The 14,715-nt window shown below is 42.8% G+C and carries 10 protein-coding genes and 1 pseudogene; 1 reads left to right on the forward strand and 10 read right to left on the reverse strand.

Features of this window, described 5'->3' with window-relative positions; translation table 11 throughout:
* Window positions 1–16: 16 nt before the first annotated feature.
* Genes F902_RS04305 through F902_RS04325 form a run of 5 tightly spaced genes read right to left on the reverse strand, consistent with a single transcriptional unit; the run spans window position 17 to window position 5,189 of the window.
* A complete protein-coding gene (locus tag F902_RS04305) occupies window positions 17–2,194 on the reverse strand; it encodes a type IV pilus secretin PilQ (RefSeq protein WP_005201350.1) in 2,178 nt (725 codons plus the stop codon).
* Window positions 2,195–2,210: 16 nt separating this feature from the next.
* Complete coding sequence (locus F902_RS04310; RefSeq protein WP_005201352.1) at window positions 2,211–2,738, reverse strand: pilus assembly protein PilP; 528 nt, start codon at window positions 2,736–2,738, stop codon at window positions 2,211–2,213.
* Between the two features lie 2 nt (window positions 2,739–2,740).
* Window positions 2,741–3,484 (reverse strand): type IV pilus inner membrane component PilO, encoded by a 744-nt coding sequence (locus F902_RS04315; protein ID WP_005201354.1) that lies wholly within the window; start codon window positions 3,482–3,484, stop codon window positions 2,741–2,743.
* Complete coding sequence (locus tag F902_RS04320; RefSeq protein WP_005201357.1) at window positions 3,481–4,131, reverse strand: PilN domain-containing protein; 651 nt, start codon at window positions 4,129–4,131, stop codon at window positions 3,481–3,483. The genes F902_RS04315 and F902_RS04320 overlap by 4 nt, the downstream gene beginning before the upstream one ends.
* Window positions 4,131–5,189 (reverse strand): pilus assembly protein PilM, encoded by a 1,059-nt coding sequence (locus F902_RS04325; RefSeq protein ID WP_004803903.1) that lies wholly within the window; start codon window positions 5,187–5,189, stop codon window positions 4,131–4,133. The genes F902_RS04320 and F902_RS04325 overlap by 1 nt, the downstream gene beginning before the upstream one ends.
* Before the next feature lie 162 nt (window positions 5,190–5,351).
* On the opposite strand from F902_RS04325, the gene ponA reads away from it, so the two are divergent.
* Window positions 5,352–7,946, forward strand: a complete 2,595-nt coding sequence (gene ponA, locus F902_RS04330; protein ID WP_005201359.1) for a penicillin-binding protein PBP1a — start codon at window positions 5,352–5,354, stop codon at window positions 7,944–7,946.
* Window positions 7,947–7,961: 15 nt separating this feature from the next.
* On the opposite strand, the gene F902_RS04335 is transcribed toward ponA, so the two are convergent.
* From F902_RS04335 to ftsI, 5 genes and pseudogenes are all read right to left on the reverse strand, one after another.
* Window positions 7,962–8,780, reverse strand: coding sequence for a putative RNA methyltransferase (locus F902_RS04335; protein WP_005201360.1), 819 nt, complete (start codon window positions 8,778–8,780; stop codon window positions 7,962–7,964).
* 59 nt (window positions 8,781–8,839) lie between these two features.
* Complete coding sequence (gene mraY, locus F902_RS04340) at window positions 8,840–9,958, reverse strand: phospho-N-acetylmuramoyl-pentapeptide-transferase (protein ID WP_004803897.1); 1,119 nt, start codon at window positions 9,956–9,958, stop codon at window positions 8,840–8,842.
* Window positions 9,959–11,356, reverse strand: coding sequence for a UDP-N-acetylmuramoyl-tripeptide--D-alanyl-D-alanine ligase (locus F902_RS04345; protein WP_005201361.1), 1,398 nt, complete (start codon window positions 11,354–11,356; stop codon window positions 9,959–9,961).
* A 22-nt stretch (window positions 11,357–11,378) separates the two neighbouring features.
* A complete protein-coding gene (locus F902_RS04350) occupies window positions 11,379–12,878 on the reverse strand; it encodes a UDP-N-acetylmuramoyl-L-alanyl-D-glutamate--2,6-diaminopimelate ligase (protein WP_005201362.1) in 1,500 nt (499 codons plus the stop codon).
* A gap of 3 nt (window positions 12,879–12,881) precedes the next feature.
* A pseudogene (gene ftsI, locus F902_RS04355) lies at window positions 12,882–14,715 on the reverse strand (penicillin-binding protein PBP3).

Here is a 14,715-nt window from a genome sequence, read left to right on the forward strand (position 1 = left end):
AATTATTGAAAATATATTAATGATTTCTGGTCAAAGTGTCATTAACAATTCTCGGCGTCACAAAAATAAGCAGTTCACGTTTATTATCTGTTTTGCGCTCTCTACGGAATAATTTACCTAAATAAGGAATATCCCCTAAGAAAGGTACCTTTGTCTGTGAATTAATATTCTCTTGTTCGAAAATACCGCCGAGAACCACCGTTTCACCATTATCAACCAAAACATTGGTATCAATTGAATTTTTATTAATTGTCAATTGTCCTGTTGGTGTTGGGTTACTTGGTGAATCCTTAGTAATATTCAACTTCATCATGACTTTACCCTCAGGCGTAATACTTGGGGTAACATCTAGACTTAAAGTCGCATCAATAAACTCGGTTTTCGGCACCGCATTCGCGCCTCCCCCCGAAGAAGATGCGTATGGAATTTTAGTCCCCGATTCAATTTTTGCAGGTTGCTTATCTGCAGTCATGACTTTTGGTGTTGAAATCACTTCACCATAACCATCCGCTTGTACAGCAGATAACTCGAGATCCAACATAAAGTCAGATAAACTAATCAAACCGAAAGCAATACGACTTGCACCAGGCGTGACGGCACCTAAATCCACATTCAGATTATCTGGACGTTCGATCTCATATTTCCAGCCACCTGTATCACTATTCTTTTTCGGATCTCGTAAATTCCAGAGTGTTTTATCACTACCACCGACTAACAGGTCATTATTATTACTAATCCCTTGAGATAAAATCCCCCACTTCACCCCCATTTCTCGGGTAAAATCGGTACTGGCGCTGACAATCCGTGCTTCAATCATGACTTGCTTAACAGAAACATCGAGTAAATCCACCATTTTACGGATTTTATCAATATTCTGAGCCGTATCATTAATAATCAAGGTATTGGTACGGGTATCAGCAACTGCACTGCCTCGTGAACTCAATAAACTTTCCAAAGCTAAAGAGTTCGTATTTGTTGTTCCATTTCCTATCGCCCCTTTACTATCACGAGCATCCTCAATCAATTTTAAGATATCGGCAGCTTTAGAATAGCTTAATTTAATATATTCGGTTTGAATCGGTGCTAGTTTCACACTTTGCGCAATCGCTTTGGCTTCTTCTTCTTCCGCCTTAATCAGTTCAGAAACAGGTGCAATCCAGATTACATTGCCATTACGGCGTTTATCCAAATTTTTAGTTTTGAGCACAATATCGAGAGCCTGATCCCATGGCACATCCTTAAGACGCAGTGTGATATTGCCTTGTACCGTATCTGCTGCCACCATATTAATACTGGTAAAATCAGCCAATAGTTGTAACACTCGACGCACTTCAATATCTTGGAAATCTAAAGAGATTTTATTCCCGGTATACATTTGTGTCTTGGCTTTGACTGGAGAGTTATCTATAGGGCGTTTCAGACTAATAGTGAGCTTATTCTCTGCCTGATAGGCCATATATTCATAGCTGCCCGCAGATTGAATGGTAATCACGCCATTGCCTTTATCATTATAAGCATCAATGCTGGCAACAGGGGTCGCAAAATCATTGGTATTTAAACGACGGGCTAAATGTGTTGGAATTTTATTCCCTGCTGTACGCACCACAATTTTACTGCCTTGTTGTTGTACATCCACAGGGGTGTTATTCCCCAGCAAATCAATCACAACCAAGCCTTCACCTTGGTTGCCTCTTTGGAAACCAATATTGGAAACGCCTTGCTGTACCTGACGCGCAGCGGCAGTAGGTGTATTTATCGCAGCAGGTTTGGCTGAGTTAATTTTAAGAACAAAGGTATTACCTTCAACACGTGTTGTGAATGCACCCGCATCTTTTAAATTCACAATCACACGGGAACGCTGATCATCCGATGCAACCTCAATCGAACTCGCTTCAGCGGTTGATACTGGAATCGAGTTTTGCTTTAGACCCTGTTGTGACTTATCAAAGTCAAGAATCAAGCGAGCAGGTTGTTCAAGTTGATAAGCTTGCGGTTGTGGTGGAAGGCCATTAAACATCACACGAATTTCCGTGCCCTGATCACCCAAACTCATTGGTACGATATTGGTCATACTCACTTGCGCTGATGCCACTTGCATCACCGCAATCGCAATCGCACCCATAGAAAATTGACGGAATGCATGATTCATGGTCTTCGCTTCCCCAAATAAAGAATCTTTAAACTGTTTTTTCATTTTTATTCCCTTAATCTTACGGCGCTGGTCCAATTAAAACGAGTGTACGAGGTCTCTCGACATAGCCTTCTCGACCATCAGGTACAATCTCCACCAAATCGATTTGGGTTGGGCTAATTTTAATAATACGCCCTTGATTCATCCCCAAATAACTTCCGACTTGCACACGTTCAATTTGACCGTCTGGTGTCTGAATCAGAGCAATGGTATTGCTGGTTTTACCCCGCATACTGCCCTTCATATTCAACGATTCCAGCGCATAACTCTCTAAAGGCTGTGGCTGGCGATTAAAATTCGGATAAACCCGTTTCCCCGCCATAATCTTCAATTCAGCAGCCAATGAGCTTGGCATAAATGGGCTTTTAAGCTGATGAGCTGAATAGTTAAACAATGGCACAGGGGTAAAAACTGGTGCTGGCTCAATTGGCAAAGGTGGCTGATTACGAATGTCTGCCATCTTCTGATTCACCGCATCAATACGCGAATCACACCCCACCAAAGTCGCCCCAATGAATAAACCCAGTAATAATTTATAATTATTCACTACTATTTTCCTCCTTGCGCAGGTGGAGTAGTTGCTGCTTGCGCTGTACCAGCACTTGCAGCATTATTTGTTTGCTCATCCGCCCCAACATAACGATATGTTTTTGCTTTAACGGTATAGTTCACCACAGGAATATCAGATTTCTTCTGGTTATCTGTTGTTGCTTCAACCGTAAAATCATGCAAGGTCACGATACGTGGCAAAGCCGCAATGCCTGTCACAAAGGCACCAAAAGCATGGTAATCGCCTGTCGCATCAATACTGATTGGCTGTTCAATAAAGAATTCTTGCTTAACTTCACTCTCAAGACGAATATTTTTAAATTTCAACCCTGAATTCACACCGGTTAAGTTAATATCCTCAACCAAGCTTGGAATTTCAGTCTCTTTAGGCAATTGCTCTAACTGTTGGTTAAAGTTAGCTTCCATTTCTTGCAGTTGCGCTTGATATTGTTGCAGATTACGCAATTTTGAATCTTTTTCTTTAAACTCATTCAACAAGCTTTGTTCTTGAGCTTCGGCATTTGCAATTGATTCAAGCTGAGATTTAATCACCACAAAATAACCCAATGCTGCAACCGCCAAGAAAACAAAAATCCAGCAGGTAATTTTGACCGATAATGGCCAACTACCATAGTTATTCATATCCAGCGTATTAAATTGCTGGAAGAATTGATCTACCGTCATTTTCTTTTTCTTCACAGCAACGGTGTCTTGATTTAAATCATCCGATTTATCTAACTTCATTTTGTCACCCCTACTGCCCCTGATGCTGCAACGTCTGACGTTGGTGCAGCCTCAGCAGTTGTCCCGATTTCACCTAAATCTACAGTGACAACAAAGCTTCCATAATTTTCCTCAACACGAGGCACCAAAGAACTTGCTGTTTTGTCTTTATTTTTGTTTTCATCCACGGCAAGGAAGGAATTCATAAAGGCATTGCGATACCAAGGAGAAGCTTCTAGATTACGTAGAAGTTCAGCCACCGTATTTGGGCTTTCAGCTTTTCCTTCAATTGTGAATTTATCCCCAGTACGCGTAAACTTGGTTAAGTACATAGTTGGAGGAGTAACCCGTACCAACTCATCAACCAAACGTACCGTCACAGGACGTTGTCCTTGTAAACCTTGAATCAGTTTCATGCGTTCAATAATCGCATTACGTCGTTCTTGTAAACCATCCAATGCTTTTAATTGGGTATCTAAATTCTGGTTGGTACTCACAATCAGTTGATTGGCTTGTTCCTGATCATTCAATTTATGATCAAAATACATCCACCCCGAAAAAACTGATGCAACCCCTAATGCAGCAACCCCAACACAAAATGCGACAAACTGTTTCTTTCTTTGTTCTCTTAGCTCATCACGCCAAGGGAGTAAGTTAATCTTTGCCATTAATCAAAACTCCTCAATGCCAAACCACATGCAACCATCAAAGAGGAAGCATCGTTTTCAATTTTTTTAATATCAATTTGGGGAGAAAAACCCATTTGTAGGAATGGATTGGCAATGGTGACACGATAACCGAGTTTTTGTTGTAATAGCTTAGCTAGGCCTGGAATATTGGCATTCCCACCAGCCAGTAAAATATGATCAATTTCATTGAATTGAGAAGATGAAAAGAAGAATTGGAGTGAACGTGCGGCTTGTTGTACGACGGCGTCCAAGAAAGGTTCTAGGACTTCTGTGTCATAGTCATCGGGCAAGGTTCTTTCTTTTTTAGCACGACCAGCTTCTTCAAAAGAAAGGCCATAGCGACTTTGCACATCTTGGGTCAATTGGCGGCCACCAAACACTTGCTCACGTGTATAGATGATCTTGCCTTTTTGCATGACAGATAAGGTCGTCATGGTATGACCAATATCCAAAATGCCCACCGTATTTGCGCCCATTGGTAGCGTATCTGCAAACACACTGAACGCACGTTCCATAGCATAGCTTTCAACTTCTGCAATTTTTGCAGTTAAACCCGCCAGTTCAAGCACTTCTACGCGCGTGTCTACATTCTCGGTGCGCGTTGCAACCAAGAGCACATTTACCCGGTTTGGATTGGCCAAACGATCAGGTAAAACTTCAAAATCTAGGCTCACTTCATCTAATGGGAACGGAATGTATTGCTCAGCATCCATACGAATTTGAACTTCTCGTTCTTCATCCGTCATGTCAGCATCCATCTCGATGATCTTATTAATGACCATCGATGTCGGTACTGCAATCGCAACATTCATGGTGTGAGGATTTGCAAGGTTGACCACTCTCTCAAGCGCATCCCCTACCGCCTCTGGATTCAGTATGCTTTTTTCAACCACGCTGCTTTCAGGCAATGGCATCACTGCATAACTTTCAACCCAATATCTACCGTTCTTTACAGAGAGCTCCAATAATTTAACAGTTGTCGAACTAATATCGACACCCGTTAACCCCTTATTTGGTTTACGATATAACCTGAGCACAGTACTTTCCTATTTATTTTTTTATCCCCAAAAATACAACACACTAATTTGTTTTGGTCTTTAATTGCTACGGATACAATAACTCATCTAACAATCCGCATGTCTAAAGGATATACTGACCACAATTAGTTTGTCATTCGCTCTTATTAAAACTTACTTATTATGAAAAAGCTATCCAGTTCTGGTATTGTTCGCCCATTTTTTTTGATCATTATTATTATCTTAGTCTCACTTCCAATGGGATTTTATGGCATGTATCTCTATCTCGCACCTTCATTGCCAGATATGAGTTCACTTAAAAAAGCGCCTTTACTAAAACCATTGCAAGTTTACACGGCAGATAATCAGTTAATTGCAGAATATGGCGGAAAATTATCCATTCCAGTTAAGTATGAGCAGATTCCTCCAACCTTTATTCATGCTTTTTTAGCAGCGGAAGACTCATCCTTTTTTGAACATAATGGTATTAGTTTTAAAGGGCTTGGGCGAGCACTTACTGAATCTGTTACAGGGTCTGATGTCCAAACTGGGGGCTCAACCATTACCATGCAGGTGGCAAAGAACTATTATTTAAGCCCAGATCGAACACTTCGACGCAAACTAACTGAAGTGTTTTTGGCACGAAAAATCGAGCAAAACTTAACAAAACAAGAAATTCTAGCGGCCTATGTGAATAAAATTTTCTTAGGTAAAAATGCCTATGGTATTGCTGCTGCGGCACGTGTCTATTACAACAAAAATATTGGCGAGCTGACCACAGCACAAATGGCAATGATTGCAGGTCTACCTAAGGCACCTTCAAAATATAATCCAGTGGTTAATCCTGAGCGTGCACTTGAACGTCGCAACTGGATTTTAGGACGTATGTTACAACTGGGCTATATCAACCAAAATCAATACCAACAAGCTGTTGCAGAGCCCATCAACTTAAATATGATTGATCGTTCGGTCAGCAACGTATTCCCCTATGTCGGTGAAATGGTTCGTTCAGAACTGGTTGAACATTTTGGTGAACAAGCGGTTGACTCAGGTTATAAGGTGTACACGACCGTTGACAGTAACCGTCAACGTTATGCCGAACAATCCATTCAAGATGGTTTAGAGGCTTATGATCGTCGTCATGGCTGGCGTGGTCCCGAAGCACATGACAAACCACTCAAACAATTTATTGCTTATGCAAACACTTATCCTGCCCAAGTGATCAAGGTCAATAACAATTCTTTTGATGCCTTGATGCAAGATGGCTCAACTGTAACAGTCAACTGGTCAGGGATGTCATGGGTTCGCCCGTACCGCAATGCCAATAGCGTCGGTGGAGCACCTTCGAACGCCTCACAAATTGTCAAAGTCAAAGATATTATTCGTCTACGTCCAAATGAAGGCAAAACGGTTTGGTCTTTGGTTCAAGTTCCCAAAGTCCAAGGACAGCTTATTGCAATTAATCCCAATGATGGTGCAATTGAAGCCGTTGTGGGTGGATATAACTTCTATCAATCTAAATTTAACCGCGCAATACAAGGTTGGAGACAACCTGGTTCTACCATTAAGCCTTTTGTCTACGCATTGGCTTTGGAACGCGGCATGACCCCATACAGTATGGTCAATGACAGTCCAATTACCATTGGTAAGTGGTCTCCAAGAAACTCTGATGGTCGCTATTTGGGTATGATCCCTTTACGTCGTGCGCTTTATTTATCCCGTAATACCGTTTCAGTGCGTTTATTACAAAACGTGGGGATTGAACGTACCCGTCAACTATTTATGGATTTTGGTTTACAAGAAGATCAGATTCCACGTAACTATACCATTGCATTAGGTACACCACAGGTACTGCCAATTCAAATGGCAACAGGCTATGCAACTTTTGCCAATGGTGGTTATCGTATTCAACCGCACTTCATTACACGTATCGAAGATGCAGCGGGTAAAGTGATTTATGAAGCAAAGCCTGAGTACGCGTGTATTCCATGTATCAGCAATCCAAATACCAAGGCCGAACAGCAAACAGTGAAAGCTGATGAATCTAAAGACAAGGTGACAGAAGTTAGCAACCAAACTTTAGATGAAGTCTCTGCTGCTTCTGAAGCACAAATAATGTCTGCTGATGCGGCACAAACAGCAAAAGCCAATAGTGATTATCGTCAAGCACAACGTATTTTAAAATCAAGCTCGGCTTACGATATGGCCAACATCTTACGCGATGTAATCCAACATGGTACTGGTCGAGCTGCACTTAAAATTGGTCGTGATGATCTCGGTGGTAAAACAGGAACAACCAATGATGCTAAAGATGCTTGGTTCGCAGGTTTTAATGGGAACTTAGTTGCAATTGCTTGGGTCGGTTTTGACCAACCGCGCACACTGGGTCGTCGTGAATATGGTGGCGTTGCTGCACTTCCAATCTGGACCAACTTTATGGGCAAATCTTTAAAAGATACCCCATCAGCTTGGGTGCGTTTGGATAAAGAAGCGAAAGATCCAATCTCTCGTGATAAGTTACAAATCCAGCAAAGCGAAGATAAAAAAGAATATCGTGCCTCTCCACCATTGGCGCGCCCACTTTATCGCCCTGCACCACCTGCACCAGTTCGCTCAACACAAAATGATTTCTCAGACCTCCCTGGAACAACACCAGTGACTGACGAGCAGCCTATTGTCCCAGCGAAAAAGCAACCGCCTGCAATGGGTTCAAATTCACAGAATCCACCGCCAAAAGAAAAGGATGGGATTGAGCATTTGATCAATCAAATCCAGTAAATAAAAAAGAAGCCATCACATTGATGGCTTCTTTCTTTTTTGGAATAGATAAATCTGAAAGGCGGCAGTCACTGCAAATTGCTGCGCTTGCTCAAGTACTTTGCGTCGTTCAGGGTTTGCTTTATAAGCATAAGGCGTCATCGCAATTAAATTCTTTAATGCTTGCTGATCCAACTGCAGCGGTGCTTCAACAATCTGTGCCTGTTTTAACTCAAACTGAGCATCTAGCTGTTCTACAAATTTTTGTGGTTCATGCAAATTCACTTGCTCAAACAATGCCTCACGTAAATCATAAAGATGTTTAGGTGCAGGTGTTGCCACAATTAGATAGCCATCATCACGCAAAACTCTAACGATTTCATCTTGTGGAATCGGACTAAATAGACTGGTACAAATGTCAATGGAATGATCTTGCACGGGTAAGGTTGCACCTGTTCCCACCACCCATATAACCTCTGCATTTAACTTTGCTGCGCGCTGGACGGCTGTTTTGGCAATATCCACACCTATACACTGTTGGGTATGTGCTTGCATGGCACTGGTGTAATAACCCTCACCACAACCAATATCTAGAACGGCTTGAGGTTTAAGTTGCTGTAGAATTTCAACTACAGCTTGCTGCAAGGGCTGATAAAAACCTGCTTGTAAAAATTCACGACGTGCCAGCACTGACTCAGGGGTATCCCCTGGACTTTTACTATGCTTATGCTGCACCACGTGTAAATTAACATAGCCCTGTTTGGCTACATCATAGTGATGTCCTTTTTCGCAACGCCAAGAATTCTCAACCAAATTCAAGGATTGGCGACAAACAGGACACATCAACAAACTCATCTATTTTCTCCAAACATAAAAAAAGCTGGTCAATACCAGCTTCTTTCTTGAATCTTGGTTTAACGTAATTTTAAGGTCATTAAGCCTAACACGACGAGGAAAATCGTGATAATCCAGAAACGAATCACAACCTGAGTCTCTTTCCAGCCTTGCTTTTCATAATGATGATGCAAAGGTGCCATCAGGAACACACGCTTATTCCGCATCCGTAATGAGCCGATTTGCAAGAATACAGAAATCGCCTCCATCACAAACACACCACCCATAATGGCAAATACGATTTCCTGACGAACCATCACCGCAATGGTACCAAGCATCGCACCAAGTGCCAAAGCACCAACATCTCCCATGAAGACTTGGGCCGGATGTGCATTGTACCAAAGGAAGGCCAAACCAGCACCAACCATGGCAGAACAGATCACCACCAGTTCAGAGGTATATTTTACATAAGGAATATGCAAATAATTGGCAAAACGAATATCACCAGATAAATAAGCAAATACGCCTAAACCCGCTGCGACCATGACAATTGGCATAATCGCCAAACCATCCAAACCATCCGTCAAGTTAACCGCATTGGATGCGCCATTAATCACCAGATAAGTAAATGCAATAAAGGCTAAACCTAACGGCACAGCTGAAAGCGGGATAGAAAGATTCTTAAAGAATGGAATCAACAAATCCAACATATTGGCTGTATGCTCTATGCTGTCCTGTTGTTTTGCAATCACATACAGTGCAATACCAGCTCCCAAAGAGGCAACTGAGGTCCAGAAGAATTTTTTGCGTGCAGGTAAACCCGCATTGTCCTTATAACGAACTTTAATCCAGTCATCCGCCCAACCAACAGCACCGAACACCACCATGACACCAAGCACAATCCAAACATATGGATTAGATAAATCAGCCCAAAGCAAGGTGCTAATCCCAATGGAGAGTAAAATAAGAATCCCGCCCATGGTTGGGGTTCCCATTTTTTTGGCATGGTTTTCAGGCGCAAAAGAACTCACAGCCTGACCATATTTTAATGCTTGTAATTTACGAATCATCACTGGCCCTAAAACCAGTCCGATCGTCAAGGCCGTCAGTAAGCTCAACAAAGAGCGCAATGTTAAATAACGAACAACCTGAAACGAACTGTTATAGTCCGCCAATTGCTCAAATAACCATAACAACATTTAAATTTTCTCCATCAAGTCAGCCATCAACGTTTCCATGTGGGTATAACGAGACCCTTTGAATAGGAAACTCATTGACTGGGGTTGATGTGTTTGGACTAAATTAATTAAAAACGGTAATGCTTCTGCCTGTGTTGCAAAGGCATGTAACTTTTCTGAATGAGATGAACCTTGTTGCGCTGCTTCAGCGAATTCACCGACCACAACCAGATGCTCTAACGGTAACGATGCCAAGTCTCGGCCGAGATCATGATGCTCTTGCCAGCTACTGTCACCCAGCTCACCAATATCTCCCATCACCATGACTTTTAAGCCTTGCTGTTGTAGCAAAACCTGTGCCGCTGCACGCATGGAGGTTGGGTTGGCATTATAGGTATCATCAATAAACAGGTAATTCTGCTGCTGAATAAAGTTCAGACGACCTTTGGCACCTTGTGCTTGCTCTAAACCTTGCACAATATCATCCAATGCAATACCAATTGCTAACGCAAATGCGGTCGCTGCTGCTGCATTCTGTACATTGTGCGCGCCAGCAAATGGCAAATTCACTGCACGAATACCTTGTGGTGTATGCAAGTTAAACTGTGCTGATTGAGGGTGAAGCTGAATATCTGTCGCAAAAATATCACCACCTTCACCAAAACTCAGCATTGAATGCGTTTGCGCATTCTCACGAATCGTTTCAGAAAAATCATCTTGTGCAGGCACGATCGCAGTACCCTGAGGCAAAATATGCGCATAGATTTCTGATTTAGCGCGGCAAATGCCTTCACGTCCACCAAACTCACCCAAGTGCGCTGTACCAATATTTAAAATCCCAGCCACATGCGGCTGAACTAGATTCGAGGTGTAATCAATCTCACCTTGATGACTGGCACCCAGTTCCATTACGGCATACTGATGCTCAGGGCGTAGCTCAAGTAACATCATCGGAACACCGAGATCATTATTCAGGTTGCCACGGGTAATCAAGGTCGGCGCCAAGCGCGATAAAATACTGCCCAACATTTCTTTGGTGGTGGTTTTGCCACTACTGCCTGTTAAAGCAATCACTTTGAGTTGTGAATTCTGTTGGCGACGATAAGCACCCAACTGCCCCAAAGCCAAACGCGTATCTTTGACAACCAACTGAGCAATATCCGCATCCACTGGATGATCAACAATCGCAATTTGGCACCCTTGTGCTGCTACTTGTGCGACAAAATTATGTGCATCAAAACGTTCACCCTTTAATGCAAGGAAAGCATCACCTGCTTCTGCATGACGTGAATCAGTTAAAATACGTTTAATTTCACCTTGCGGAAGCTTCTGTTGAAACCACTCGCCTTGTGTGGCCTGTTGTAATTGTTCTGCGGTCCAAGGTTGTAATGGAACAGTACTGGTCGTTGAAGTATGCATACGCTTTATTTACCTTTTAACCTTATTGCGCAGGATAGGCTGAATCGACAGGATGTGGCTGTGCATCAATCGCAGACTGCACCTCAACCACATCATCAAACCAATGGCGAACCCCATCAATCTCCTGATAGTTTTCATGTCCTTTGCCTGCGATCACCACAATATCACCTGCTTGGGCTTGCGCCACCACAAATTTAATCGCTTCACGACGATCATGAATTTCATGCATCTCATGTTCTGCGAAATTGATGCTTTGCTTCATATCCGCAAAAATCTGTTCAGGATTCTCAGTTCGCGGATTATCCGAAGTCAGCACAACAGGATTGGCATGATCAAGTGCAGCTTGAGTCATGAGTGGACGTTTGCCACGATCACGATCGCCACCACAACCAAATACCGCCCATAATTGTCCAGTCACATGACGCTTCAAGGTCGTCAGCACTTGGATCAAAGCATCAGGTGTATGCGCATAATCCACTACGAATAGACGCTCAGCATCTTGAATGACCTGCATACGACCTGGTGCACCTTGGAGTTGCGGCACAAACTGGATCAAATCAGCCAAGGCAAAACCAGCAGACTCTGCTGCAATCAAACTTGCCAATAAATTCTCAACATTGAACTGCCCAAGTAATGGACTTTGCACCACATAGTGACCTGTCGGAGCAATTAATGTAAAACTTGCTCCACTCAAGCGATATTGCAAATCCGCAATATAATAATCCGCTGTCGTCTGAGTCAAAGAATACGTCAGAATTTTCGGCTGTGCTGGATTCGCCTTCGCAGCATTCAACATCAGATGTGCATGCGCATCATCCAAATTAATCACTACGGCTTTTAAGGTCGTAAATTTAAACAATAAGGCTTTGGCTTCAGCATAAGCTTCCAAAGTACCGTGATAATCCAGATGGTCACGACTTAAATTACTGTACACCGCAATTTCAAGCTCACAACCATTAAGACGCCCTTGCTCCAAACCATGTGAACTGGCTTCCAATGCAACAAAGCTCGCACCTTGTTTGGCATAACCATGTAACGCATGCTGTAGTTGCAGTGCATCCAAGGTGGTATGTGTGGATGGGGTTAAATTTGGCAGAATACCGTTACCTGTCGTCCCCATTACTGCACAGCCTTTACCTTGTGAACTAATCAGCTCCGCAATGAGGCGTGAAATCGTGGTTTTGCCATTAGTTCCTGTCACCGCAATACCACGTAAAGGCTGAACAGGATCAGTCGCTTGTAAATACTGCTTCTGCCATTCGCCCATTTGATAACGAACATCAGCACAAACCCATTCGTTTGCGAGACCCAATGGTGCCTCACTGATTACGGCCAATGCACCTGCATCCAAAGCATTTTGTGCAAACTGGCGTGTTTTTTCAGGTTGGCTATAGCTATTTAAAGCAATAAAAATTTGCCCTTTCTCAACCTTGCGGCTATCCAAAGAAAAACCCTGAAAAGGTTGGATATACCAAGCCGCATCTATGCTGATCGGGTGTATCTGTTGAAAACGAATCGACATAATTTACCTACGGATTGGATTTTATAGAAGTATCAAGTGGTTTATCTAAAGGCACATTCAAAAGGCGTAAAGACTCTTGCATGATGCGCGCAAATACAGGCGCAGCAACCAAACCACCATAGTAACGGCCTTGTGGGTTTTCAACCACGACAATCATGGCTAAACGCGGATCGCTGATTGGCGCAACACCTGCAAATAAAGCACGATACTCACTGTTTGAGTAACCTTTACGATCTGCACGTAATTTATGCGCTGTCCCTGTCTTACCCCCAACGCGATAGCCAGGAATCACCGCTTGTTTCGCAGTACCACCAGGCATGGTCACTTGTTCAAGCATGGTGAGGACTTGATCGGCAATTTTAGGACTCAACACCTGTGTGCCTTCTGGAGCCTTATCCAATTTTCGCAAACTCAATGGCATTTGTACGCCATGATTTGCCAACATGGCATAGCCTTGTGCAACTTGTAAAATTGTCGCATTCAAACCATAACCATATGCCATGGTTCCCAACTGCGATGGATTGAGTTTATCGCCAGAATAGAGCAAACCAGAACTTTCACCTGGAAACTTCACCGCTGAACGATGACCAAAACCTGCACGTCTAAAGAAAGACGGGACGGTATCTTTTGGTAAAGACAAGGCGATTTTTGCCGAACCGACGTTCGAAGACTTAATAATCACGCCTGAAACGGTTAAAGCACCATAGTTATGTGTATCACGAATGGTATGCCAACCTAGGCGCATTGATCCCGGTGAAGTATTAACAATCGTATTTGGCGTGTATTTCCCGCTTTCCAAAGCTGCAGCCACTGTAAATGGTTTCATGGTTGAACCTGGTTCAAACATATCAATCGCGCCACGGTTACGCATCGCATCTTTATTGCTGAGACCATTCTTATCGTTCGGGTTATACGACGGCCAACTGGTCATCGCCAAAATTTCACCCGTTTTAACATCGACTGCAATCGCAGTTGCTGAACGTGCATTGTTGGCGACACCAGCAGCAGTCAGTTCACGGTACATAATATATTGCAAACGCGAATCGATACTCAGGGTGACATTTTCACCTGATTCAACTTCTTTAATCACTTCAGAAACTTTCAGACGATTACCCTTTTTATCGCGGATAATTTTCTGTTCACCATCCATGCCTGACAACTGTTTATTCAGTTGCATTTCCAAACCTTCAATCCCCACCCCTTCACTATTGGTCAAACCAATAATCTGTGCATTCGGCTGCGGTTGCGGGTAGTAGCGTTTATAACTTTTCTCTGCGTAAACGCCTTGGAAATTACGCTTGGTAATCAAGTCAGCTTGCTGTGGTGGAATTTCTTTTTGCAAAACTAAATAACGTGAACGTGGACGTGCCTGCATTTGTTTCTTTAAATCTGCACGATCTACCCCCACTGCATCTGCCAATTCATCTAGGTTCAAGTTTTTATCAGGCAATTGACGTTTTAATTTACGATTATTCGGGTCTTTTTTGAGTTCTGCCGTGATGTCATCAAATTGCTGTTTGGTTTCCCAATAATCTCTTGGGTCCATCACAATTTTCATAATCGGAGTACTAATCGCCAAAGGTACGCCATGGCGATCACTGATCACACCACGCATCGCTTCTAAACGCTCAGTCCTTAAAATATTGGCATTGGCCTTATTTTGCAAAAAGTCTTTATTGACCACTTGTACATAGAATGCACGTGCAATCAACACAACAAAACAAAGGAGCACCGTTCCCCAAAGCAGATAAAATCGCCACATATCCAAAGCAAGGGTCGGTCTTTCAGAAATAGACTGCTGTTTTTTTCGTATTGGTTTACTTCGCTTATCTGCCAT

This window comes from Acinetobacter higginsii (genome assembly GCF_000369525.1).
In the GTDB taxonomy this organism is placed as follows: Bacteria; Pseudomonadota; Gammaproteobacteria; order Pseudomonadales; family Moraxellaceae; genus Acinetobacter; species Acinetobacter higginsii.

What these genes read in the sequence shown, in the direction of transcription:
- F902_RS04305 (WP_005201350.1), bottom strand. Translation starts at nt 2,194, where the DNA reads ATGAAAAAACAGTTTAAAGATTCTTTATTTGGGGAAGCGAAGACCATG.
- F902_RS04315 (WP_005201354.1), bottom strand. Translation starts at nt 3,484, where the DNA reads ATGAAGTTAGATAAATCGGATGATTTAAATCAAGACACCGTTGCTGTG.
- F902_RS04320 (WP_005201357.1), bottom strand. Translation starts at nt 4,131, where the DNA reads ATGGCAAAGATTAACTTACTCCCTTGGCGTGATGAGCTAAGAGAACAA.
- ponA (WP_005201359.1), top strand. Translation starts at nt 5,352, where the DNA reads ATGAAAAAGCTATCCAGTTCTGGTATTGTTCGCCCATTTTTTTTGATC.
- F902_RS04335 (WP_005201360.1), bottom strand. Translation starts at nt 8,780, where the DNA reads ATGAGTTTGTTGATGTGTCCTGTTTGTCGCCAATCCTTGAATTTGGTT.
- mraY (WP_004803897.1), bottom strand. Translation starts at nt 9,958, where the DNA reads ATGTTGTTATGGTTATTTGAGCAATTGGCGGACTATAACAGTTCGTTT.
- F902_RS04345 (WP_005201361.1), bottom strand. Translation starts at nt 11,356, where the DNA reads ATGCATACTTCAACGACCAGTACTGTTCCATTACAACCTTGGACCGCA.
- F902_RS04350 (WP_005201362.1), bottom strand. Translation starts at nt 12,878, where the DNA reads ATGTCGATTCGTTTTCAACAGATACACCCGATCAGCATAGATGCGGCT.